We start from the raw sequence: 24,808 nt of genomic DNA, 5'->3' as shown, positions 1-24,808 counted from the left end.
TCCCCCATAAATACTTCATCGAAATGCTCCTATCTTATCGTCCGCTTAGGTTACGCTAGCCCCGATCACATACGAGATCGACACGGAAATGATGAGTGAAATTAAGCCGACGGCGCTGTTGCCGTTCTTGATTTGCTCGTCGATTTTGAAATAAGGCGTCAAAAACTCATAAATAAAGTACGTGACAAGCAGCAATAAGAACCCGTACGCAGACCAGGTAACCGCCTCGAACAACGTGTCGTTATTTAAGATGGCGAAACGGAAAATGTTGCATATTCCGAAAATTTTACCTCCCGTCGCCATGGCTGCCGCAATATTCCCTTTCTTAATTTCTTCCCAATCTTTGTAGCGCGTAATCAAACCGAATATGGCAAGAAAAATGACAAGCGCCACGATCGATACCGAGAAAAAAGCAAGCGTCTTCAAATATACGTTGTTCATGACCTGATCCACCTCTGCGTTCATCGTTATCCCTGCCTTCTATGGAAATTATAAACGGGACCGTTCATACAGTCAAAGCCGCCGCACACAACGGAAGAGACTGAAGGTATCTTCAGTCTCTTCCCAAGCAGGTATGTGAGTCATTGCGGACCGTTAGTTTTTATTGCTGGTTTTTTTGGGCCATTCTCGCTTTCAATGCGGCAAGTTCGTCGTCTACGCCGCCGCTTTTATCCAGCTTGTCGAGCTCGTCGTCCAAGCTGCGGTTGCCGGCGCGCAGTTCGTTGCTCGCTTGCGCTTCCGCTTCCATTTGCATGACCTTCTCGGTCATCCGGTCGAAGCCGCGGGCGGCATTGTCGGTGCCGAAGCCGGACATCGCTTGGTTGATCGATTTTTGCGCTTTCGCCGCTTCCGCACGGGCGATCAGCAGATCTTTCTTGTTTTTCATTTTGCCGAACTCGTCTTTCATCTCCGACAATTGACTGCGAAGCTGATCGGCATTCGTTTTGGCGATGTCGTATTGACGCTTCATTTCGTCATAACGGGCTTGATGCTCTTTCTTGTCGGCAAGCGCGCGGCGCGCCAAGTCTTCGTTGCCTTGCTCCAAAGCTTTCATCGCTTGCTCTTCGCGTTTCGTCACCATCTCAAGCGCTTCTTCATACTGCTGCTTGAATTTTTTCTCCACGGCGATTTGCTTCGCTACAGCCGCTTCCGCTTCCATAATATCTTCTTCCATATCGCGAAGGAACTGGTTCAGCATTTTCACCGGATCTTCTGCTTTGTCCAGCAAATCGTTGATCGAAGCAGCCGTCAAATCGCGCAATCTTTTAAAAATTCCCATTGTTCATGTTCCTCCTTGAAATGTATGAGTAGTTGTGTTTATTTACCAATTGTACGCCTTGGATGGCTTTTAGTCGACTGTCTTCCGGCGTGTTTCTTCAATTGCTGCCGTAAATCCGCTAGGCCTACCTTCGAATTTACAGCGCTTGTTGCTTACACTTGTATATACGCTTTACCGGCAGGGAGGTTTCAAGGCTTCACATTTTTTTTCGAAAAATAATTTTTCCAACCGTTCTATGCGTCTGGAAACGTACAAAAGGCCGCCCGTTAACGGGCAGCCCTTACTGCGGAGTATCCTACTTTAATTCGACAACCGTCACGCCGGCGCCGCCTTCGCCGTAATTGCCAAGCCGAAAGCCTTTGACATGCTTATGTTTTTTTAAATACTGCTGTATGCCGGTACGCAGAACGCCCGTGCCTTTGCCATGGATGATATACACCTGGTGAAAATTGGCGAGGAACGATTCGTCGAGAAAACGGTCGACCTCTACGATCGAATCCTCGATATTCGCGCCGCGCAAATCGAGCTCCATCTTGACGTCTTCGTCGCGGGACCGTTTGAGGCCCGTTACCGCTTGCTGCTGTGGCTGCTTCTTCTCGGGCGTCGCGCCGATCAGTTCCAGATCGGATCGGTTCACTTTCATCTTCATGATACCAAGCTGCACGAACGCCTCGTTCGAGCCGGCCAGCTCGACGACATGTCCCTTCTGGCCTAAGCTGACAACGCGGACCTCGTCTCCGGGCTCGATCGGCCGCTTGGCTTTGCCGGCAGCCGGCGCCGCAGCCTTGCTCTTGCGCAGCTTCGGTTCGGCTTCATCCAGTCGGCGCCGGGCTTCGATCAGCTTATGCTCCTTAAGCGCGCCTCGCTCTTCAAGCGCCATCCGCCGCAGCTCCGAAACGATTTCATCGGCTTCATTCCGCGCCTTCTGGACCGCTTCCCGCGCTTCCCGCTCGGCTTTTTCCAGCATTTTGTCGCGTTTCTCCTCGAATTCGCGCTGCTGGGCGTCCAGCTTCGCTCTAAGCTGCTCTACTTCACGGCGCAACTGCTCGGCGTCATGCCGCTCCGCTTCTGCGGAAAGCCGGTTTTCTTCGAGGGTGGCGATCATCGATTCGACGCGCTGATCTTCCTCGTTGACCTGCCCTCTCGCATGCTCGATGATCGATTTGCTTAGGCCGAGGCGCTCTGCGATGGCGAACGCGTTGCTTCGTCCCGGCAAGCCGACAAGCAGCCGATAAGTCGGGCTCAGCGTCTGAATATCGAACTCCATGCTGGCGTTGATGATGCCGCTACGTTCGTAGGCGTATGCCTTAAGCTCGCTATAGTGCGTCGTCGCGATCATTCGGCAGCCGAGCTTATGGATCGACTCGAGAATGGAGATCGCGAGCGCGGAGCCCTCCGCCGGGTCCGTACCGGCGCCAACCTCGTCGAGCAGCACAAGGCTTTTGGGCGTCATATCCCGCAAAATGCCGATGATATTCGTCATATGGCTGGAGAACGTGCTTAAGCTTTGCTCGATGCTTTGCTCGTCGCCGATATCGGCATAGATCCCATCGAATACGCACAGCTGGCTGCCGTCCTCCGCGGGGACGAATAGACCGGACATCGCCATAAGGCTAAGCAGTCCGACCGTTTTGAGCGAGACCGTTTTCCCCCCGGTATTGGGACCGGTGACGATAATCGTCGAGAAGCTGTTTCCGAGCTCTACGTCAAGCGGGACGACGTTCTCCTTGGCGATGAGCGGATGGCGGCCTTTCTTCAGCTTGATAAACCCGCGATCGTTCATCATCGGAAGCGTCGCCTTCAGCTCGTGCGCAAGCTTCGCCTTGGCGAAAATAAAGTCGAGCTCCGCGAGCACTTCCAGATTCGCTTTGAGCGGATCGGCGACGTCAGCCACCTGAGACGTCAGCATCAGCAAAATTTTCTCGACCTCGGCCTCTTCCTTGAATTTGAGCTCTTTAAGCCGATTGTTCATAGCCACTACGGATTCCGGCTCGATGAACAGCGTGGCGCCCGATGCCGATTGATCGTGAATCATGCCGCCGAAGTGCGAGCGGTATTCCTGTTTGACCGGAATCACGTAACGATCGTTGCGGATCGTTATCAAATTGTCCTGAAGCATTTTTTGGATGGACGGATTGCGAATCATTTGATCGAGACGCTCGCGGATGCGCGCTTCTCCGCCGCGCAGCTCGTGCCGGACGGCACCGAGCTCGGTGCTCGCTTGATCGACCACCATGGCGGTGTCGTCAATGCAAAACTTGATCCGCTCCTCAAGCGTGCGTTCCTCCGTCAGCTCGCCGGAAAGCTGTTCCAGCAAAGGCAGCGGATGCTCTTCATGCACGCCGGTAATAAAGCGCTGGAGTCTTCTTGCCCCCATAAGCGTAGTCGCTATGTCGAGCAGCTCCGCAGCGTTCAGCATACCGCCGATTTGGGCGCGCTTCAGCGAGGAACGAATGTCGCGGATGCCGCCGAACGGCGCCGCTCCTTTCAGCCGCTCCGCCGCTACGGCTTCGTCGGTAGCCTGCAGCCTTTTTTTGACCTCATCCAAATCGGGACTCGGCTCCAAGCGTTCCGCTTCGGCTTTCCCAAGCGACGTTTCGGCCCGGCTGATCAGCATATGTAAAATTTTGTGGAATTCGAGTGTTTGGTTTACTTTGCGATTGAACATGGTTGACCCTCCCCAACCTATTATATCCAACCTCCGGCATATTAGCGAACGGCGAATTCGTTTTTAATGAAACGTTCCGAACCCTTTCCTGCTGGTCAATACTGGCGACATATTTGCCGTGTACGCGGGAAAGCTAGTAAATGCACCGCTTCGACACATGACGTCGCGGTTCGGCTCAGCCGGTTTTTCTTGCCGCCTATGCCCGGACGAAGCCGATCCGCAAATGCCTTTTGCTCCGCAAACCGTAAAGGAGGAAGGACCGTGCATTTTCTCGGACATGTAGTCAGATTCATTGTAGCCGCTTTGGTTCTGATGTTTGTGGGATGGATTTTGCCGAACTTTAGCGTAGGCGGATTTTGGAGCGCGCTGTTCCTCGCTCTTGTCATTGCCTTGCTTGGCTGGATTGTCGAAGGAATCTTCGGCAAACGGATCAATCCGTTCGGCAGAGGGATCGTTGGTTTTATCGTAAGTGCGCTGATCATTTGGTTGGCGCAATTTATTGTCGGCGGCGTAAGCGTAACGTTGATCGGTGCGATTTTGGCGGCGCTCGTAATCGGGATTATCGACTTGTTCATCCCTACGCCATTCGATGCGGGTCGCAATAAAGACGATGACCGCGCAAAGGCGTAAGACGGCAATCCCGCGTGCCTCGAAGAAAACCGTCCTGCTCGTCAGGGCGGTTTTCTTCTATTCCAGCAAGCACGATAAAATTCCGCGTTTATTAGTCGGATTTATTTCTTCGTTCCCATTCCCAAAATGTCACTCTTTTGTTATGATACTAATCAAAGCATACTAAAGAGGTGGGTATTATGGGGCTTGAGCGGAAAATCGTCCTCATTACCGGGGCAGGTAGCGGACTTGGCTCGGCGGCAGCCATGACATTCGCCAAAGAAGGGGCAACCGTCGTACTTTGCGGAAGAAAACTCGATAAAATAGAGCGCGTGCGGAGCGAAATCGCGGAAGCCGGCGGCCAAGCGGTCGCCATTCAAGCGGACGTTTCCAGCGAGACGGAAGTCGAGCGGCTGATCGGAGAAGTAAGCGCTTCGTTCGGACGAATCGATATTCTTATTAACAATGCGGCGGTTTTCGAACCGGGGACGGTCAGCGAGACAAGCCTCGCGTCGTGGAATTATCAGTTCAGCAACAACGTAACGAGCGCGTTTCTCGTCACGCGAGCCAGTCTTGCTTTGATGCGGGAGCAGGGCTACGGCAGAATCGTCAACATTACGTCCGCGCTGGCCCACAACGGCTCGGGAGGCTTCGCCGCCTACAGCGCGAGCAAAGCGGCGCTCGAATCGCTGACGCGGACCATCGCGGACGATGAAATCGGCCACGATATTCTCATCAACATGTTTAATCCCGGCGCCATCAAAACGGATATGCACGCAACCGGACGCGATCCCTACAGCGTCGTGCCCGAGCTGATCAAGCTGGCCACCCTGCCTAAGCACGGGATTAGCGGCAAGCTGATCGATGCGGCGGTGTAACCCGGCGAAGGGCTGAAACGAGGTACGGAAGTGAAGGGCTGGAATATTTGCAAATAAAAAACGGCTGCATGCTCGCCCTATCGGGAGAGTCATGCAGCCGTTCTTTATTTGTACAAGTCCGGCGCTATTATTTTCTACAAGCCGCTCCACAGCTCGCTTAGCTTTTCGAACCATACCGGAGCCACGTCGGCCGCAAGCTTGGCCGCCGTCGAGCCTTCAAGCGAAGCCTGAACCGCATCCGACGGCCAGACGGACATCACATAAACGACAAGCACGAACAGCAGAACCGCCTCCAGCATCGCCAGTATGGCGCCGCTCCATCGATTGACGGCGTTTAGTCCGGGCGCCTCGGCAATCCAGTGAAGCAGATGCCCGGCGACGCTTAGCGCGATTTTCACGACCGCAAAAAGAAGCACGAAGGCAAGACCGTTTACCGCATATTCTTCGATCCGCGTGTTGTTCAGAACGAAGCCGTACCCCGGATAAGCGGCGAACGTTTCGAGCGGAAGCAGTCCGCGCAGCAAGGGCGCTGCATCGTCGTACAGCTTATACGCTAAGAAGAGAGCGACGATCACGCCCAATACCGACACAAGCTGCCGGATCAATCCCCGCCGGTAACCGGAAACGAAGGCGAGCACGAGCAAAATGCAAACGGCGATGTCCACAATGTTCATAGAGTCCTCCGTTTACTTGGCTTCCGGCTCCTCCATGACGAGTTCGATCCATTCGTTGTATTCCACTTTCAGCTTCTCGTATTCTTCCTTCAGCGCCTTGTATTTGGCCTCAAGCGAGCCGTCCTGCTGATCGCGCTCGACAAGCTTGGCAGCGGCTGCCTCCAGCGAGCCGGACAGCTCGTTCCGCTCCGCCTCGGCGGCGGTCAACGCCTCGCGAAGCTTGACGCTTTCCGCTTGCGCCGCATGCAAGGTTTGCAGCAAGTCGCTCAGCCGCTCCTGTTCGACCGTCCATTCCACCTGACCGGCCTCGAGCGCTTCGCGTAGTCTTTTCTGCTCGGCTTGCGAGTCCGCTTTGACCGTTGCGAGCGTTTCCTGCCACTGCTCCTGCTGTTTGATCAACTTGCCGCTTTCCCGCTCCGTTTCCGAAAGCCGTTCAACCGCTTTCCTTTCGCTCGCCACCGCATTCTCCAAATCGGCCTTCGCCGCTTGGAGCTGCTCGTTCAGCTTACTGCGCTCGGCACGCCATTCCTGCTGCGCTTCCGCCGTTTGCTCGTGCCATTCCTGGACCTCGCGCTCCAGCTCTTTCTTCGCCTCGGAAGCCTTCTCCGCTGCCGCCCGGCTGGCTTCAAGCTGCTTCTCGAGCCGCACGCGCTCCGTCTCCGCTTGCTCCTCAACGTCCTCGTAGGCGTACTGCAATTTCGCCAGTTCGTCTTGAGCGGCTTTCATCGACTGCTGTGCAAGCTCCTGCACCGTCTGCATTTCCATCTTGACCGTCTTCAGCGACTCCTTCAGCCGCTGGCATTCCGCTTGGGCATCGCCATTCGCCGCATCCAGCGCCTCATGAAGCCGTTGTTTTTCGCTTTGAGCCGCTTGCAGCGACTTCGACAACCGTTCCTGCTCCGCTTGCGCGCGCTCCTCGACTTCTTCCAGCGCATCCCGCAGCTGCTCTCGCTCTGCGCGAACGGCTGCAAGCTCTTCTTCCATAGAAAGCTTCAGCTCGTCGCGTTCGATTTCGAGAGAAAGCTTCAGCTCTTCCTGCTCCGCAGACACGGCTGCCAATCGCTGGTTCGCCTGTTCCTGCATGCGGGCCAGTTCCGCGCGAAGCTGCTCGTTTTCCGCCGATCGGCGTTCCCGTTCGGCTGCCAGCTCCGCCTCCGCTTCCGCCGCTGCGCTTCTAAGACGCTCGCGTTCCTCCTGGGCATCGGAAAGCGTCGTTTGGAGAACGAGCCGAAGCCGTTCGCTTTCCGCTTCCGCCGTTTGCAGCCGCAGGCGCGACTCTTCTTGCGTAGCGTGCGAATCGTTCTTCACGGCCCGCAGCGCTTCTTTCAGCCGCTGCTGCTCCGCTCTCGCTTCGGCCGCAGCGCCCTCCAGCGTTTCCCGCTGACGCAAACGGTCGGCCTGTACCGCCTGCAGCGACTGGGTGAGACGCGATATTTCCGTCTGCGCGCGTTCCTGCAGCGCCCGCAGTTGATCCACATGCTCGCGCTCTTTGGCGAGGGCCTCCGTTTGTGTCTGCTCCAGCGCCTCGCTTAGCATGCGGTGATTCGTTTCCGCTTCCGCGCGTACCGCTTGAAGCTCCTGCCGCACCGCACCGGCTTCCGCTTGCGCTTCATGAAGCTGCGCCGCCGCTTGCTTCCCGCGTTCTGCAGCTGCCTCAAGCTCGGTCTGCAGCGTATCCGCCTGAGCGCTTAGCCGTGCGCGTTCCGCATCCCAATCGCCCTGCGCTTCCGCCTGCAGCTCTTCCAGCATGGCAGCCGTTTCTTCCAGCTCCGTCTTCGCCGCGCGCAGCTGAGCCAACTCCCGCTCCTGAACCGCTCCTGCAGCCTGCGCTCGCTCCAGCGCTTCGCCGAGCTCACGCTGCTTCGCGGCCGCTTCCGCACGTACCGCTTGCAGCGCTTGCTCCAGGCGCTCGCGCTCGGCGAGCGCATCAGCTTGCGCGAGCTCTAATACTTGCTGCAGCTCGCGCTGTTTCGCTTGCGCCGCTTCGCCAGCCGCCTCATGCACCTGACGCGCGTCTGCCGCTTCCTCGCGCGCCGCCTCCAGCCGCAGCGCCGCCTGCCGCTCGCGCTCGAACGCCGCATTCAGCTCCGCCTGCAGCGTATCCGCTTGGCCGCTCAGCTTGGCGCGCTCCGCTTGCCACTCGCTCTCCGCCTCGACTTGAAGCAGTTCCAGCGTCGCCGCCGTTTCCTCCAGCTCCGCCTTTGCCTCCTGCAGCTTCTTGAGCTCGCGCTCTCTCGAAACGCCTTCCGCTTGCGCAAGCTCCAACGCTTCGCCAAGCTCACGCTGCTTGGCCGACGCTTCCGCACGTACCGTTTGCAACGCTTGCTCCAGGCGCTCGCGCTCGGCTCCTGCGTCTGTTTGCGACTGCTCGAGCGCTTGCTGCAGCTCACGCTGCTTTTCTTCCGCTTCCGTGCGTGCATTTTGCAGCGTTAATTCCAAACGCTTATGCTCGGCTTGCGCGTCCGCTTGCGATTCCTCCAGCGCCTGCTGCAGCTCACGCTGCTTCGCTTCCGCTTCTGAGCGTGCGGTCTGCAGCGTTTGCTCCAGGCGCTCGCGCTCGGCTTGCGCGCCTGCTTGCGACTGCTCCAGCGTCCGCTCTAGCTCGCGCATTTTCGATTCCGCCGCTTCATGCTCGGTCCGCACAGCGTCCGTTTCCGCACGCGCCGCTTCAAGCTCCCGCGCCGCCTGCCGCTCGCGCTCGATTGCAGCATGGAGATCCGCTTGCAGCGATTCCTTTTGGCCGCTCAACCGCTCGCGTTCCGCCTGCCATTCCTCCAGCGCTTCCGTTTGCAGCAGCTCCAGCGTTGCCGCCGTCTCCTCCAATTGAAGCTTCACTTCGCGCAGCTGCGCTAATTCCAGCTCTTGCGATGCGGCTTTGACCTGGGCGCGTTCTAACGTTTCGCCGAACTCGCGCTGCTTCGCTTCCGCTTCCGATCGTGCCTGCTGCAACGCCTGCTCCAGACGATCGCGCTCCGCACGAGCGCCCGCTTGGGCGCGCTCCAGCGCTTGCTGCAGCTCACGCTGTCTCGCGACAGCCGCTTCGCAAGCGGCCTCCAGCTCCTTCTGCTTCGCTCCCGCTTCCTCGCGAACGGCGTTAAGCTGATGCGCCGCCTGCTGCTCGCGCTCGAACGCCGCGCTTAGCTCCGCTTGCAGCGTTTCCGCTTTGCCGCTCAGCTTAGACCGCTCCGCCGCCCACTCGCTCTCGGCCTCCGCTTGCAGCAATTCCAGCGTTGCCGCGGTTTCCTCCAGCTCGGCCTTAGCCTCCAGCAGCTTCGTTAGCTCGCGTTCTTGCTCAGCCGCTTCCGCTTGCGCATGCGCAACCGCTTCGTCAAGCTCACGCTGCTTCGCTTCCGTTTCGGACCGCGCCGCTTGCAGCGCCTGCTCCAGACGATCCCGCTCGGCTCGCGCAGCTGCTTGAGCCCGTTCCAGAGCTTGCTGCAGCTCGCGCTGCTTTACACCGGCCGTTTCGCGCGCCGCCTCCAGTTCTTTCTGCTTCGCGCCCGCTTCCGTACGCGCCGCTTCAAGCTGCTGTGCAGCCTGCTGCTCGCGCTCGAATGCCGCGTTCAGCTCCGCTTGCAGCGTATCCGCATGGCTGTTCAGCCGCGAACGCTCCTCTTCCCACTCGCTCTGCGCCTCCGCGTGAAGCAGCTCCAGCGTCGCCGCAGTCTCCTCCAGCTCCGCCTTCGTCTCCCGCAACTTCGCCAGATCGCGTTCCCGCGCCTCGGCTTCCGCCTGCGTACGCACCTGCGCTTCGTTAAGCTTGCGCCGTTCCGCTTCCCACTCGCTCTGCGCCTCTGCGTGCAGCAGCTCCAGCGTCGCCGCCGTCTCCTCCAGCTCCGCCTTCGTCTCCCGCAGCTTCGTCAGCTCACGCGCTTGCTCGCCGGCTTCCGCCTGCGCACGCTCCAGCGCTTCGCCAAGCTCGCGCCGCTTCGCTTCCCACTCGCTCTGCGCCTCCGCGTGCAGCAGCTCCAGCGTCGCCGCCGTCTCCTCGAGCTCCGCTTTCGCCTCTCGCAGCTTCGTCAGCTCGCGTGATTGCTCGCCCGCTTCCGCCTGTGCGCGCTCCAGCGCTTCGCCAAGCTCGCGCCGCTTCGCTTCCCACTCGCTCTGCGCCTCCGCGTGCAGCAGCTCCAGCGTCGCCGCCGTCTCCTCCAGCTCCGCCTTCGTCTCCCGCAGCTTCGTCAGCTCGCGTGATTGCTCGCCCGCTTCCATCTGCGCACGCTCCAGCGCTTCGCCTAGCTCGCGCCGCTTCGCTTCCCACTCGCCCTGCGCCTCCGCATGCAGCAGCTCCAGCGTCGCCGCCGACTCCTCCAGCTCCGCTTTCGCCTCGCGCAGCTTCGTCAGCTCGCGTGATTGCTCGCCCGCTTCCGCCTGCGCGCGCTCCAGCGCTTCGCCAAGCTCATGCTGCTTCGCCGCCGCTTCAGTCCGCGCCGTGTTCAGCGCCTGCTCCAAACGCTCGCGTTCCGCTTTCGCATTCGCTTGCGCGCGCTCCAGCCCCTGCTGCAGCTCGCGCTGCTTCGCCGCCGCCTCCGACCGCGCCGCATTAAGCGCCTGCTCCAAGCGCTCCCGCTCCGCCTTCGCACTCCCTTGCGCACGCTCCAGCGCCTGCTGCAGCTCGCGCTGCTTGGCCGTCGCCGCTTCTTTTGCCGCTTCCAGCGCCTTCACCTGAGCCTGAACATCGGCTTGCACCTGTTCAAGCTCTTCGCGCAGCGCCTTTTCCTGGGCAATTCCGTGCTCCAACGCACCGGACAAATCCGTCTCCAACGTTTTGACGCGGCTATGCGATTCGCGAATTTCTTTCTGCAGCGAATCGAAACGCTGCTGCATATCGTCGCGTGTTTTCCCCAGCTCGGTCTTCATTCCTTGGAACTCATCCGCCATATGTACTGCCGCTAGCACGGCTATCCGCATAGTGTCGAGCTGAGGAGCCGTACTCGCAATTCGTTTCATATGTTCATTGACTTGGGCTGCCACCGTCTTCATATAGCCGGGGCTCGATTCGCCGACAAGCCGATACTGGGTGCCGTAAATATCAACCGTTACCTTGATTTTGCTATCCTCGCCATTCACGTTTAAAGTCCTCCTTACTTCTCCCTGCTTCCGTTATTTCGCATCATCCGGCATAACGTGACCGTTTTGCTATAGTTGTCGTCTCATAAATTCATCCAAACCGTTTCAACGGCAATTGATCCCATTTCCAGGAACCGGTTCGCTCTGCACATACGCGCAACCGATTCATCCGTTACTATTCGCTAATGAAAGTGCAATTTCCTTCTGCCACTAGTGTAAAAAGGCTCAATTATGCGATTCCGACACCTTTCTGCAACGTTTCTCCCCTCAAGTGAGCAACAACCGTCATTTTTCGCCTATTTATCGGCTGCTTCGCCGTCTGAATTCCGCCCAACTCGATAACGTTACATGTCAGCCTTCCGTAAAAACAGAAGCCAAGCCCTGCACGCGCTTCACCACCATGTGTCCACGCCGTATTCTGTTTACGGTTAGGGAACGAGTAAGTTCCGAAAGAAAATATGGACAGGAGGGCTGCCCCAACGAGTTCTCCCATTTGGGGTGCTGCATTCGGAATAATCAAACGCCGCTAGACTCAGTAACATCCGTATAAAAGACGATTGCCGAACGGGAGACACTCCGACTTCTCATGAGCAGCTCCAAACCGCCATTCTCACCGTTTGCTCCAAGGTTTGCCCAAGCATACCGTAATTTTAGTGAAGGACAGTTCACTATTAGTGAAGCAAAGTTCACTATTTCCAGCTAAAAAGAGACCTGAGTAGACAATAATGAACCTAGCTTCATAATTAGTGAACTTCACGGTAATTTAGCGACCTCTGCTTCACTATTCACCAATTTCCACCGTTGATCGGTCGAAATAGTGAACTTAGGGTAATAAATAATGAACTTTGGTTCACTAAACCTGTTCAAAGCAAAAAATCGACGTTCTACAGCGGCAGTAACGAACTTCCAGCGAGGCAGGCGTAAGGATCATACAAAATGGCCGCTCTGCCCCGGGCATTACACTACTAACTAAACATGTGGACGGAGGTGCGGATGAAATGAAGTGCTGGATGGGAGATAGGTTTGTCTACGGAATTGTGCGAAGGGTAACTAAGCGTATTAACATCAGGCCCTTGCTGCTGGATTCGTTGGTTGCCGGCAGCACCCTTGGTGGATTGGTTGACTCGTTCGTTGGTTGGTTGCTGGCAGTACGCTTGGCGGTTGATTCGTGTTAGTTTCTGGCAGCACTTTGGTAGATTGGTTGGCTCTCGTTGGTTGCTGGAAGCACGCTTGGCGGGATGACTGGCTCGTTCCTTCGTAGCTGACAGCACGCTTGAGTGTAATAACTGACTCGTTCCTTCGTAGCTGGCAGCACGCTTGAGTGTAATAACTGGTTCCTTCCTTCGTAGCTGACATCCCGCTTGAGTGTAATAACTGGCTCCTTCCTTCGTAGCTGGCAGCCCGCTCGGGTGGGGCGGACGTCTCGTTCGTTATTTACAGCCGGCTCGCTTCGGACGCTTGGTACCGGGTACGTTTGCAGTTAAATATACGGAGGAGCTATAGAGCATTTACGCTTCCTGCCTCTCCCTCCGGCATCCGCCGAGTTAGCCTGATCCACCTGCGACTGCTCGCGTCAGCCCGCGTCACCCCGATCAGCCTGTATCAACCGAATCCGCATTCCTCCCCCTTCGTAAAAAAACCTCCCCATTAAAGGCCATAACGCCTTTAATGGGGAGGTTGCATTCACATTTATCCGCAGTGTCGCAGCGGACTATTTACGCAGCTCCGCGCCGAACGATTGCTCGAGCGCCGCCACGGCGCGGCCGTGCAGATCGGCTACTTCTTCGTCGTTCAGCGTGCGCTCCGGATGACGGTAAACGAGCGCTAACGCCACGCTCTTCTTGTCCGCACCGAGACGCTCGCCGGTGTAAATGTCGAACACCTGAATCGATTCGAGCAGCGAGCCCGCGACTTCGCGAACCGCCGCTTCCAGCGAGCCTACGGCTACGCCGCGGTCGACGACGACGGCGATGTCGCGCGTGCTTGCCGGGAAGCGAGGCAGCGTCCTATAGGCGATGTCGAACGAAACGAAGCCGCTCAGCGTATCCAGCTCCAGCTCGCACACGTACGTGTCGTCCAGATCCTTCGCCTGCTGCAGCTCCGGATGAAGCTGGCCGAGCGTGCCGATCTGCGTTTCCCCGATCGATAGGACGGCCGTGCGACCCGGATGAAAGCCATCCTGCTCGGAGGAAGCGGAATACGATACGTTCACGCCCAGGTAGCCGAACAGTTTTTCCAGCACGCCCTTCGCGTCGAAGAAATCCACCTTCTCCGCTTTCCCCGTCCAGTGCGTGCCGCGGCGGTTGCCCGTCCACAGGATCGAGAGCAGCAGCCGCTCCTCCGGCAGCTTCGTCAGCGATTCCTCGCGGGAGACGAACACTTTGCCGATTTCGAATACGGCGATATCGTCGTTGCTCCGGTTCCGGTTATACACGGCCGTATCAAGCAAATGCGGAACGAGGCTCGTGCGCAGCGCGCTGCGTTCCTCGCTCATCGGCAGCGCCAGCGCCACCGGCTTGGCGTCCGGATAACGTCCCGGGAATTGGACGATCTGTTGAGGATGCGTAAAGCTATAAGCGACCACCTCGTGCAATCCGCTCTCCGTCAGCAGGCTGCGCACCGTGCGGCGTACCTTCTGCTCCTTCGTGAGCGCGCCCGGCGTCGTTACCCCGCTCATAAGACTCGTCGGAATGTTATCGTAGCCGTGAAGACGGGCTACCTCTTCGATCAGATCGACGTCGCGGGAAATATCTCCTCTGCGGCTAGGCACATGGACGACAAGCGTTTCGGCGCCTTCCGCATCGTAAGCAAAGTTCAGACGGTCGAAAATCGCCTTCACCTCGTCAAGCGACAACGAAGTGCCGAGGTAGCCGTTCACCTTCGTCAGCGTAAGCTTCACCCGGACCTGCGTATGACGCTCGGCGACCGCTTCCACGATACCTTCGGCCGCTTTGGCGCCGCCGTACTCGCAGATCAGCGAAGCCGCGCGGTTGAGCGCAGCAAGGACGCCCTCCGGATTCACTTCCTTCTCGAAGCGCGCGCTCGATTCCGAGCGCAGCCCGAGCTGACGCGACGTTTTGCGAACGGTGCTGCCGGCGAATTTGGCCGATTCCAGCAGAATGCTCGACGTGCCCTCCGATACTTCCGAATTCGCTCCGCCCATAACGCCGGCAATGGCAACCGGCTTCGCGCCGTCCGCAATGACCAGCATATGAGGCTCAAGTTTACGTTCGGCGTCGTCCAGCGACACGATCGTTTCGCCTTCGCGGGCGAAGCGCACCTCGATGCGGCCGCCCTCCAGCTTGTTCGCGTCGAATGCGTGAAGCGGTTGACCGTATTCGAGCATGACATAGTTCGTAATGTCGACGATGTTATTGATCGGGCGAATGCCTGCCGCCATCAGACGGTTTTGCATCCAGAGAGGCGCCAGTCCGATCGTTACGCCTTCGAGCAGCCGCGCGCTGTAGTGCGAGCAAGCTTCAGGCGCGCTAATCGTTACGCTCACGGCATCAGCCGCTTTGCTTGCACTCGTCCGAAGCCCTGCATCCGTCGAAGGAAGCTTTACTTCGCGGCCTAGAATCGCCGCGATTTCGTAAGCCGCTCCCAGCATGCTGAGACAGTCGGAACGGTTCGGCGTCAAATCCAGCTCAAGCACATGATCGTCGATCGCCAGAACGTCGAGAATGCTCAAGCCGACCTGCGTGTCCTCCGGCAGCACCAGAATGCCCTCCTGAATCTCCTTCGGCAGCAGCTTGTCGTTAAGGCCAAGCTCCTTCGCCGAGCAGATCATGCCTTGCGATTCGACGCCGCGCAGCTTGGCGCGCTTGATTTGCAGACCGTCAGGGAGCTTCGCGCCGACGATCGCGACAGGCACCTTTTGCCCCGCTGCCACGTTTTTCGCGCCGCACACGATTTGCAGGTCCTCGCCCTGTCCCGCGTCAACGATACAAACGTTCAATTTATCCGCATCGGGATGCTTCTCCTTCGATTTAACGAAGCCGACGACGACGTTCTCGACGCCTTTGTTGCGGTTCTCGACGACATCCACCTCGATGCCGCTGCGCGTCAGCTTTTCCGCCAGTTCCGCAGCCGTGAAGCCCGAAACGTCGACGTAATCCGATAACCATTTATAGGATACTTTCATTGTTATGCCACTCCCTCTTCCTTCAAAATAATCGGCACCGGCTCAGCCGGATGACGGGATCTATCGGCCAAAGCCTAAATATGCACGAACTGCTTCAGGAACCGCAGGTCGTTCATGTAGAAATGACGAATGTCGTCGACGCCGTATTTGAGCATCGCGATCCGCTCGACGCCCATACCGAAAGCGAAGCCGCTGAACTCCTGCGGATCGTATCCGGCCATCTCGAGCACGCGCGGATGCACCATGCCGGAGCCGAGAATTTCGAGCCAGCCCGTCTGCTTACACGTGCGGCAACCCGAGCCTTTGCACATGCAGCAGGTCACGTCGACCTCCGCGCTCGGCTCCGTGAACGGGAAGAAGCTTGGGCGCAAACGGATTTGCGTATCCTTGCCGAACATCTCCTGCACGAATTGCAGCAGGGTCCCCTTCAGGTCGCTCATTTTAATGTTGCGGTCGATAACGAGTCCCTCGATCTGCGTGAACACATGGGAGTGGGTCGCGTCGTCGTCGTCGCGGCGGTACACTCTGCCCGGGCAAATGATTTTAACCGGCGCGGCGCCTTTCATTTTCTCCATCGTGCGCACTTGAACCGGCGAAGTATGGGTACGCATCAAAATATCATCCGTGACGTAGAACGAATCCTGCATGTCGCGGGCCGGGTGATTTTTGGGCAAATTGAGCGCCTCGAAGTTGTAATAATCCTGCTCCACCTCTGGACCTTCCGCCACCGTATAGCCCATCCCGATAAAAATGTCCTCGATGTCCTGGATGACCTTGCTGAGCGGATGCACGGCGCCATGGCCTGCCGGACGTCCCGGCAGCGTCACGTCGATCGTTTCGGCCGCAAGCCGGCTTGCGGTTTCCTGGCGCTGATATTCCGCCTGCTTCGCTTCTATGACTTCCTCGATCGCGGCGCGAACGTCGTTCGCCACTTGCCCGATGATCGGGCGCTCCTCCGCGCTCAGCGCGCCCATGCCGCGCAAAATTTCGGTAAGCGGGCCCTTTTTGCCCAAATATTTGACGCGCAGGTCGTTCAGGTGCTGGCTGTTCGTTACCTGTGCGAGCTCCTGCAGCGCTTCCTGCTTGAGCGCCTCCAAACGTTGTTTCATTTCGGTTGCCTCCTTTTGTCTTAACCCGCAAAGCGGTGCGATGCGTCGATTCTTAAGCCTAACCCTCTTACGCAAGTTCATCGCCATGATGGGCATGAACGCAAAAAAGACGCTTCCATCCCCCATAAGGGACGAAATCGCCGTGGTACCACCCTTGTTAAGTCATGCTTCTCCGCCCTCAGGCGTTCTCCCGGACCGTCATCCCGATTCGATAGCTCGAGCCGAAACGATGTCCCGCATGTCTTCGCTTCCTTGCGATAACGGCTTGTCGCCGGTACCCTCTACTTGCCGTTTCAACGGTTTCAAGGGACTGCTCGGGAGTGAACTTCGGCAGCCTGATTCCTTAAAGACGCTCTCAATCTCCGGCGTCTTCTCCCTGTAAAGAGGCACTGCGTACTTATCTCCGTCGTAGCATTTTCATATGAACGTTCAGCAAGCGCCCGGTTAGTAAACGAGCCCCTACAAACACGCGCTAATAACAGCTATTATAAGCAAAACCGCGAACTGTTGCAAGCTCCGGCTAAAACCCAAAAGACCCCCGCCCGAATAGGCGAGAGCCTTTCCTGTGCCGCTATATCGCGAATAATCGCTGAATGGGAATTAGCAGCCTCCGCCGAAGCAACATGCGCAAGCTACGATAACAAGCAGAATGAAGAGTACCAAAATGACGCCTGTCGAAGTAAACCCGCCGAAACCAAGTCCCGCAACATTGCCCATTTGTTTTTCCACCCTTCGTGTAAGGTTAATTAGTAGACGCAAGACATCGTATGTCGAAAATGTCCCGGCGGACTGGGTATTCCCCCATATATTCAAAAAATGCCCGTAAGGACAAGCCGGGCAGCCGTCCCTGTTTCTCATTTTGCAAGGGGACGATCACCCCCGTTACTTCATCCTTTTTCTGTACCTGAAAATGACGTAAAAAGAGACGGCGCCCATCATCGCGAATGCCGAAACCATTAGCCATATGCCCGCGCTGCCGCTCGCTTCACGGTTGTCTGGACCGGGCGGCTGTCCGGCACCCAATAGCTTACTATCCTCAGCTGCCGCCGATAAAAGCTTCGTCCGGCTGCAAATGCTCGTTTCCAGCTTGTCATTGCCGCTGTGAGCATAGATCACATATTCGCGGCCCGTCTCGAATTTGAATCCGCAGCTCGCGCCGTCCATCGCCGTATAGACGGTTTGTTTCCTGCCGATCTCGCCTTTCCATACCCGGTCGACCTCGAGCGTCACCGCGACGGGATCGGCCGACGAACGGAGCAGCCCTTTTTGTACGTTCACGCTCACCGCTTTTCCGGAAAAAACAGCGGTTTTGCTCTGGAGCTCCTGCTGCACGGATAACGGCCCCGCACAGGAGCAGGCATAGCCTGTCTTCGGTTGGAGCGAATACAAGCAAGCGAAAAGTACCGTCAATACTATGACCTTCAGCATGGTAAGCGCTATCAATTTCATTCGCGGCCTCTCCTTCCCTCTTTCCATCCTTATGACGATTTCCCGCTCGGATATGTTTCAGGAAGCATTTTGCGTTTCTTTGCGAGGTCTGCTTAGGAGACGGAAAAGAGCACCCCAGGCTCTCGACGTGGGATTCTCGCCCCATAATCAAGAGAAAGGAGTACTCCTTTATTTGGTATTCCGTCTTCCGTATGTACGGAAATATCGATACTATCGATCGCGGGGTTTGCCCCCGACCTGGGCGGTCACGCTTCGCGCCGTTCCCGGCAGCGGGTAGCCCCGCTCGTCGAGCGCGTACACGGTCAGCTCGTAGGAGGAGCCGATCCGCAAATGATCGAGCGTCAGCTGCCATTTGCCGTTCTTCTTGCGGACGTCGATCTCTTCGCGTCCTTTGGCGGAGCCGTATTTCTCCCGCCACTCGACGCGTATCCGAACCGCCCCGCTAACGGTCCCCTTCGCTTTGATAGACCCATTCTTTACGAGGTCCCCGTCGTCCGGTTTGTCGATGGCAACGACGGCGGCGGCCGGCATCGTCTTGACCAGCTCGGCGGCCAGCATGGCATTCCCCGCATGCTCGACCGTCCAGTCCGCCGGCAGACGATCCGCCTTCAGAGCGTCGAGCAAGCGGCCCAGGTAAGCGCTCGCCCGCGTCCTGTCGCCCATAAGCGCTGCAGCGTAAGCGACCGCCGCATCGGTGCCGGACAAAGCGTCGACGCCGGACCAGCCTGGGAAGCTGCGGTTGTACGCCGCATACAGATTCCGGGCCGTTTCGCTATCCGGCGAAACGACTCCGGTATAGACGACGGCCAGCTGTCCGGCCGCTTCCGGTTTGACGCTCCAGCTCGGCGGCTGCCCCTCTCCCCGCTCGTTCAAGGCCAAGTAGTAGGAGCCCGCTCCCGGGTTCCATAGCTCGCTCTGGATACCGTCGTGCAGAAAATCCGTGAAGCTCCGGAAGTAGCCAGCAGGGCCCGCCGCCTGAAACCGGTTAAGAAACAGCCATACGCTGTCCGACATCCCTTTATAGGCAAGCGCATTGTCGCGGAGACGCTTCGTTTGCGCATCCGGCAGCTTCCACATAAGCCCGTCTCCCGCCTGAGAGCGCATCATGCCGACGCCGCCCGTCATCAAATCGAGGCTCGATTGCGGAAGCTTGAACTCGCCCGTTTTCTCGTAATGGGCGCGCAGCAGCGAAATGAACGTACCGATATTCGAACTGGCACTGTCATAGGCGCCGGCCGATTCCCACTGGCCCGTATTCGCATTCAGCCGGTAGTTGTCGACCGTTCCGTACATGCCGTACCGGTCCCCCCACGCCCAATGCGAGGTATACCAATCGATGTATCTTTTGACGTTCGGTACCGTTTCCTCGCGGAGCAGCAAGCCGAGCGCCCCGATACTCGCGGCTTCCGGCACGATTTCGCGTCCGTCCGCCTTTAGCGTTATGGAGCCGTTCGCCAGCTGCCGCCCGCCGATCCACGCCGACAACCGGTCCAGCACGTCGTCGGCCATCGTCATCGCTTCATGCGATATGGAGACCGTTAAGGGCTCCGTTCTCAAGACGTCGTACCCTTTCGTAACGAAAGCCCATACGGTAAGGCGGTTTACGTCGGCCGCCAAAGCCCGCAGCGTCAACATGCCTTGCGCATCGACCGACGCCAGCTCCGGCCGGTCGGTATGATAGGCGATTTGCGCGCCTTCCAGACTGACCGGCGTCCGGCCGTCCTCCGCAAACGCCAGCACTCGCAGCATCGTGGACTCGCCGCGCCGCAGCACGTCCCGGTCCGGCTGAACGACCGCTTTGGCGATCGCCGGTCCGCTGCCGGCAACCTTGACGGTGACGGTTAACCGCTGCGAGGCGATAAGATTGGCGAAACGGTCTTTGGCCGACGCTTCCACCGTGTAGGTTCCGTTCGTCAGCCCTTCGATCGGCAGCTGCCAATTCCCGCCTGCGGCAGTCGCACGGAACGTTTGTGTTTGTCCGGTCAAGCCGTTCGTCCATCGCAGCTCCACGTCTTGAACGCTCTCCGCCGTTCCCGTCACCGTATAAGGCAGCGCCGTCAAGATTGCGCCCTCCTGCAGATTGCCCATGCTCCAGGAGCGCGGAGCGTCCGGCTTCTCCTTCATAATCGCTGCAGCAAGCATCGTCATGCCGCTTTCCATCGCATACCAAGGCCAAGGATGATCGCGGTCTATGTATGCGGCCTTGACCGATTCGAGAAACTGATCCGTTCTGACACGGTCTCCCATGATTGCCGCCGTGTACGCCAGAATCGCCCACGGAAACGCATCCGGCTTGTTCAGCTGCGGCCAACCCGGATGATGCTCGTTGAACGTGTTGTACAGCTGCAGCGCTCGTTCGCTGTCCGGCGCCAGCACGCCGGTCCAAATCGGGAACAGCTGCGCCGTCGCATCCGCGTAAAAGCTGTTCCAGTCCGGGAGAAGAAGCCCGCCGTCTTCCATTTTGGCAAAGGCGAACGCATTTTTGCCGTCCGACCATAGGCCTCCGATACCTGCCAATACGTCGTTCTTATGCTGCCGGTAAAGCGCTGCGCCTGCCTCGTCGCCGAATACGGCGCCGCTGATCCATTCCATATCCAGCAGGCCTTTGTAGACCTCCGCGTTGTCCATCAAATATTTGACACGGTATGCGGGCTTCGCCCATGTCAGACCGTCGGCCTGCTTCGTGGCGAGCATCGCCCCCGCGATCAGCTCGATGTCGCTGCGATGCGCTTGCAAATACGCCGTGTCGCCCGTCTTGGCGGCATATTTGCGCAGCACGTTAAGGAACGTCGACGCATACGAGTCGGTCGAATCGAAATCGCCGCTTGCGGTTTCCGTCTGCCCGTCGGCTCCGACGGTGTAATCAAAGATGGAGCCTGCAGGAGCGTCCGGCGTCCCTGCCCGGTTCAAATGAGCGAAATACCAGTCCATATATTTCCGGACTACGGACGCTTGCTCCGGCTTCTCCAGCAGCCCGAGCAAAGCTAGATTCGCAAAATACGGCACGACGCGGCCGCTGCCCGGCGCCATCGGAACGATGCCGCTACCCAGCTGTAAGCCGGAAAGCCACGAGGCTTCCCGGTTCAATATGTCTTCGTACATCCCGTAGGTGGCAGCCGTAACCGCCACGGCGGATGAAACCCCGCTTGCAGGCGCAGCGGAAACCGCCGAACCTGCGGCGTTCCCCTCCTGCAGCCCGGCATTCGCCGGCGAAGCCGTCTGCGAAACGGCAGCCGCTCCCGAGCATGCCTGCCCCCATGCGAGGCAAAAGCCAAGCGCTAGCGTTAAACGATTTTTCCATTTGCCGATAACCATAAGTCATCCTCCTGTCACCTTTATATGGCACTGGGATGCGGTTTCTTGGATGTATATCGTTGTACGGACCTGATCTGTTCAACTGGGATTAACGTCTACGTTCCGTCAGAGTTCCTTCATCAGCTCGGATTAGCGTACCTGCGTTCCTCTAGATTCCGTTTAGCAGCTCGAATAGATACGCGAGGAACGTCAGTCCTTTATTTGTGCGTTTCATCGGTAATCTGCACCGGCTGCGGAACGACGGTATCTTATTTGCGCCAAAATGCGGGGCAATCGCACTCAAAACTAACATTTAGCGTATCGTCGTTCCGTCCGCAATAGTGATTCCGCGCCATCCGCCACCTTAGCGCACCTACGTTCCGCTAGCGAAGTGCCGTTCCGTCTACATCACCGCAGCATCGTTTCGCACGGCCTCCTAGACGGGGACAAACTGCTCGGCGAGCGCTTCCGCCCATCTGCGGTTCGCATCGATCGTGCGCCCGGCATTGTGCGGCGTGTGAACGACGTTGTGCCGGCCGAGCAGCGGATCGTTCAGCGGCAGCGGCTCGACGTCGAAGACGTCGGCGGCAAGGCTGAGCTCGTCGTTCAGCACCCGCTCGCGCAGCGCGTTCATATCGCATATGCCCGCTCTGGTCGCCAGCACGACCAAACAGCCCTTCGGCAAGGCCCGGATATGATCCGCCGTAACAAGCCCTTTCGTTTGCTCGGTCAACGGGATCAACGGAGCAAAAATATCGGCATCCGTAACCAGCCGGTCCAGATGCTGCTCCCTCCGCGAGCCCGCACGGTGAAAGCTCGGCTCGCTCGCGAAAGGATCCCAAGCCGCCGTGTCCGCACCGAGTAAACGGACGAAGCTGGCGTAGCGGCTCGCAATATTGCCCGCGCCGACGATACGGACGCGCTTGCCTTCGACGGTACCGTTAGCGAACGCGGGATCGTCGCCGAACTGCTCGCCCCTCGCGCCCGGCTTGCCGAGTCCGCCCTCGGGCACATATGCCCAAGGCTCGTGGCCGGCAATCATGGCCCGATGCGTTTGGGGAATCCGGCGCAACCCGCACAGCGTCAGGGCGAGCGCGAATTCGGAGACGGACTGCCCCCAGAACCCTTCGCTGCGGTGCCCGTACACGCGCACCCCGCGCGACTCAAGCTCCTCGCGGATGACCGCCGTGCAGCTAGGACCATGCAGGACCGTTTCGCGCAAATCCGCAAAACGGCTCAAGCATTCGCTCGTAAACGGCACGTTCATCGTGACGAGCCGTCCGATGCCGGCACAGTCGTCCACGATTTCGCCAAGCTTCCGACCGTCGCCGTGCTCCAGCCGAATAAATTCGACCGGCCCCTGCGCTTTCCACAGCGTGTGAAAATGATCCGCCGCATAAGGCCAAACCGCCTCGAACCGCGGGTTTACGATAATGACGCTTCTCATCCTCTATCCCCTCCTGCAAATTGATCCCAGCTTGCTTGAACAAGCGCCGCATCCGTCCGCCCCGTATAAACGAGCGACCGGTATCGGAACGTTTGGGATTGCCCCTTCGCCAGCCGCCAGTCGCCGGCAATGCATCGGCTCGGAGCGATCCCGAGCTGCCCGTCGACCCGCCAGCGCACCGGATGCTCCGGATTGCCGGGGTCGTCCATGATGGCGATGCCGGCCCAATCCTCTCGCCCCTCGATCGGCATGCTTACCGCCACCCAGCGGGCCGCCTGCGCTTCCGCATCCTGATTGGCCTGCCCGCGGTCGTTGACGGCCTCTCCTCCCGCTTCGTGCAGGTACGGCATCCGCAGAAACAGGCCGCCGTACGCATATTGCCCGAAGACGAGATCAACCCGAGCGCTCAGCGTCCACATCAGATCGAGGTGGTAACGGCTGCCGCAATCTTCAAGCGACCACTCCTGCCGTTCCGTGAGCATCGTATCGCCTTCCGGACTGTGCCAGTCCGTCTCTACGTGCCACCCGGCCCGATTGCCTCGGGTCCAAGGCATCGCCAGCGGCTTCGGATGAAAGGACCCGTCGGCCGGGTTGCCGAGCAGCCCCTCCTCCCAAAACCCGATCCCGTTCACCTGGTTTAGCCCGACGTACAGCCCGTGCTGCCACGGATGGTGCGGAGGCGCATTTTCCGTGAGCGTCCCTCTGCCGTCGGGGGCGACGATCGGATGAATATAAGGGCGCTTGTGCGCCGCCGCTTGCTGCGCCACGATCGGCTGATCCTGACCGCTGCGGCAAATGCGGATGCCCTCATCCGCGTGAATCGCGTAAAGCGATGTGTCTTCAAACGTTCGCTCCATCAGTGCCGTCCTCCTTACGCTTTCTCGTTCTTAACAACCGCAATTACGGGTATCGTCAGCCGGATGATTCGCACTTGGCTCCATGAAGCTGTCCCCTTGCACGCCTTCCCGCCCTAGTCAAACCGGGGAATGTCGACGATTGCGCCGCCCCGCATGGCCGATTGATGCGCGCAGATGCCCGCGCAGGTCCAGTTCGCCGCCATGAGCGCGTCCGGGAACGGGCGGCGCTTCTCCACGATGCTCATGACGAACTCATGGGCGAGATGCGGATGCGAGCCGCCGTGGCCGCTGCCTTGCTTGAACGACAAGTGCTCGTTGCCGGCATCGTCGTAAACGCCCTCCGTCGTGTACTTCCGGATCGGCTCGGGCAGCAGGTGCGCATAATCCGGCACGTTCACCCGGCGCCCCTCTTCTCCGGCGAAGACGATCGGCGATTCCGCTTCGAGCCGCTGCCATTCGAAGCTCATCTTGTCGGCGTAAACGTCGAAGCTTTCGACGTATTCGCGCGACGTCTCGAACAGCGAGCGGGTTACCTCCATCGCGAGCTCCGAATCGCGCTGCCGGAACAGCGCCGACTCCACGGCGAACGGGGAGCCGTACTTGGATGCGAGCCGCTCTTCGATGCGGCCGGAGCCGAAGCAGGCGACGTGACCGGCTTCCTTCCCGGCCAACGCAAGCAGCGGCGAAACGGCATGCGTCGCGTAATGCATCGGCGGCAGCCCTTCCCAGTACCCGGGCCAGCCGGCCATTTCTTGCTGGTGGCAGCCGCGCAGAAACTGGATTCTGCCGAGCCGCCCGCTTACCGCCAGCTCCCGGACATAGAGGAATTCCCGCGTGTATACGGCCGTTTCCATCATCATGTACGTCTTGCCCGACGCCTTCTGTGCCGCGACGATCGCCCGGCATTCCTCCAGCGTCGTCGCCATCGGCACCGTGCACGCCACATGCTTGCCCGCCTGCAACGCCGCAATGCTCTGAGCCGCATGGTCGGGGATCGGCGTATTGATGTGCACCGCGTCGATCTCGTCGTCGCCAAGCAGCTCGTCGAAGCTCGCGTACCGCTTCGCAATGCCGAAATGATCGCCGATTTCGTTCAGCTTGCGTACATTGCGCTGACAGACGGCAGCCATCTCCGCATGCGGGTGATCCCGGTAAATCGGAATAAATTCCGCGCCGAAGCCGAGTCCGACCACAGCCATCCGAATCGTTTTCCCCATTGCTTAAATCCCTCCTCATGATCCTCGTCTCAGGGCCATTATAGGTTATCGTTTGGCCGCACAGCTTCTCCATGGCGGTTGAATGATTCTCAAAAACAGCTAAATCGCGCCATATA

The 24,808-nt window shown here is 58.6% G+C and carries 15 protein-coding genes; 2 read left to right on the top strand and 13 right to left on the bottom strand.

Features of this window, described 5'->3' with window-relative positions; all coding sequences use genetic code 11:
• Positions 1 to 45 precede the first annotated feature (45 nt).
• The 3 genes from ACKGJP_RS05865 to ACKGJP_RS05855 form a co-directional block, all read right to left on the bottom strand.
• Positions 46 to 465, bottom strand: coding sequence for a DUF350 domain-containing protein (locus ACKGJP_RS05865; protein ID WP_409344749.1), 420 nt, complete (start codon positions 463 to 465; stop codon positions 46 to 48).
• Positions 466 to 601: 136 nt separating this feature from the next.
• Positions 602 to 1,279 carry a PspA/IM30 family protein gene (locus ACKGJP_RS05860; RefSeq protein ID WP_409344748.1) on the bottom strand — a complete coding sequence of 226 codons (678 nt, stop codon included), beginning with the start codon at positions 1,277 to 1,279 and terminating at the stop codon, positions 602 to 604.
• Between the two features lie 295 nt (positions 1,280 to 1,574).
• Positions 1,575 to 3,947, bottom strand: coding sequence for an endonuclease MutS2 (locus tag ACKGJP_RS05855; protein ID WP_409344747.1), 2,373 nt, complete (start codon positions 3,945 to 3,947; stop codon positions 1,575 to 1,577).
• Between the two features lie 261 nt (positions 3,948 to 4,208).
• On the opposite strand from ACKGJP_RS05855, the gene ACKGJP_RS05850 reads away from it, so the two are divergent.
• Together ACKGJP_RS05850 and ACKGJP_RS05845 are read left to right on the top strand one after the other, a co-directional pair.
• Positions 4,209 to 4,577 carry a phage holin family protein gene (locus ACKGJP_RS05850; RefSeq protein WP_409344746.1) on the top strand — a complete coding sequence of 123 codons (369 nt, stop codon included), beginning with the start codon at positions 4,209 to 4,211 and terminating at the stop codon, positions 4,575 to 4,577.
• A gap of 179 nt (positions 4,578 to 4,756) precedes the next feature.
• Positions 4,757 to 5,434, top strand: a complete 678-nt coding sequence (locus ACKGJP_RS05845) for an SDR family NAD(P)-dependent oxidoreductase (protein ID WP_409344745.1) — start codon at positions 4,757 to 4,759, stop codon at positions 5,432 to 5,434.
• Between the two features lie 134 nt (positions 5,435 to 5,568).
• On the opposite strand, the gene ACKGJP_RS05840 is transcribed toward ACKGJP_RS05845, so the two are convergent.
• The 10 genes from ACKGJP_RS05840 to ACKGJP_RS05795 form a co-directional block, all read right to left on the bottom strand.
• Positions 5,569 to 6,108 carry a CvpA family protein gene (locus ACKGJP_RS05840; protein WP_409344744.1) on the bottom strand — a complete coding sequence of 180 codons (540 nt, stop codon included), beginning with the start codon at positions 6,106 to 6,108 and terminating at the stop codon, positions 5,569 to 5,571.
• Positions 6,109 to 6,120: 12 nt separating this feature from the next.
• Positions 6,121 to 11,175, bottom strand: coding sequence for a hypothetical protein (locus ACKGJP_RS05835; protein ID WP_409344743.1), 5,055 nt, complete (start codon positions 11,173 to 11,175; stop codon positions 6,121 to 6,123).
• Positions 11,176 to 12,886: 1,711 nt separating this feature from the next.
• Complete coding sequence (pheT, locus tag ACKGJP_RS05830) at positions 12,887 to 15,319, bottom strand: phenylalanine--tRNA ligase subunit beta (RefSeq protein WP_409344742.1); 2,433 nt, start codon at positions 15,317 to 15,319, stop codon at positions 12,887 to 12,889.
• 74 nt (positions 15,320 to 15,393) lie between these two features.
• Positions 15,394 to 16,428 carry a phenylalanine--tRNA ligase subunit alpha gene (gene pheS / locus ACKGJP_RS05825; protein WP_409344741.1) on the bottom strand — a complete coding sequence of 345 codons (1,035 nt, stop codon included), beginning with the start codon at positions 16,426 to 16,428 and terminating at the stop codon, positions 15,394 to 15,396.
• A 600-nt stretch (positions 16,429 to 17,028) separates the two neighbouring features.
• Complete coding sequence (locus ACKGJP_RS05820; protein WP_409344740.1) at positions 17,029 to 17,145, bottom strand: YjcZ family sporulation protein; 117 nt, start codon at positions 17,143 to 17,145, stop codon at positions 17,029 to 17,031.
• Between the two features lie 165 nt (positions 17,146 to 17,310).
• Positions 17,311 to 17,877 (bottom strand): hypothetical protein, encoded by a 567-nt coding sequence (locus ACKGJP_RS05815; protein WP_409344739.1) that lies wholly within the window; start codon positions 17,875 to 17,877, stop codon positions 17,311 to 17,313.
• A gap of 210 nt (positions 17,878 to 18,087) precedes the next feature.
• Positions 18,088 to 21,192 (bottom strand): hypothetical protein, encoded by a 3,105-nt coding sequence (locus tag ACKGJP_RS05810; protein WP_409344738.1) that lies wholly within the window; start codon positions 21,190 to 21,192, stop codon positions 18,088 to 18,090.
• 415 nt (positions 21,193 to 21,607) lie between these two features.
• Positions 21,608 to 22,618 (bottom strand): NAD(P)-dependent oxidoreductase, encoded by a 1,011-nt coding sequence (locus ACKGJP_RS05805; RefSeq protein WP_409344737.1) that lies wholly within the window; start codon positions 22,616 to 22,618, stop codon positions 21,608 to 21,610.
• Entirely contained in the window at positions 22,615 to 23,475 is an 861-nt protein-coding gene (locus ACKGJP_RS05800) for a PmoA family protein (protein ID WP_409344736.1), read from the bottom strand. Before ACKGJP_RS05800 ends, ACKGJP_RS05805 begins: the two co-directional genes overlap by 4 nt.
• 113 nt (positions 23,476 to 23,588) lie before the next feature.
• On the bottom strand, positions 23,589 to 24,692 hold the full coding sequence (locus ACKGJP_RS05795; RefSeq protein ID WP_409344735.1) for a Gfo/Idh/MocA family protein: 1,104 nt from the start codon (positions 24,690 to 24,692) through the stop codon (positions 23,589 to 23,591).
• Positions 24,693 to 24,808: the final 116 nt, after the last annotated feature.

This window comes from Paenibacillus litoralis (assembly GCF_046244365.1).
GTDB lineage: Bacteria > Bacillota > Bacilli > Paenibacillales > NBRC-103111 > Paenibacillus_V.
Note: the sequence above shows the minus strand (reverse complement) of the source record. Positions and strands in the feature narration are given on the sequence as shown.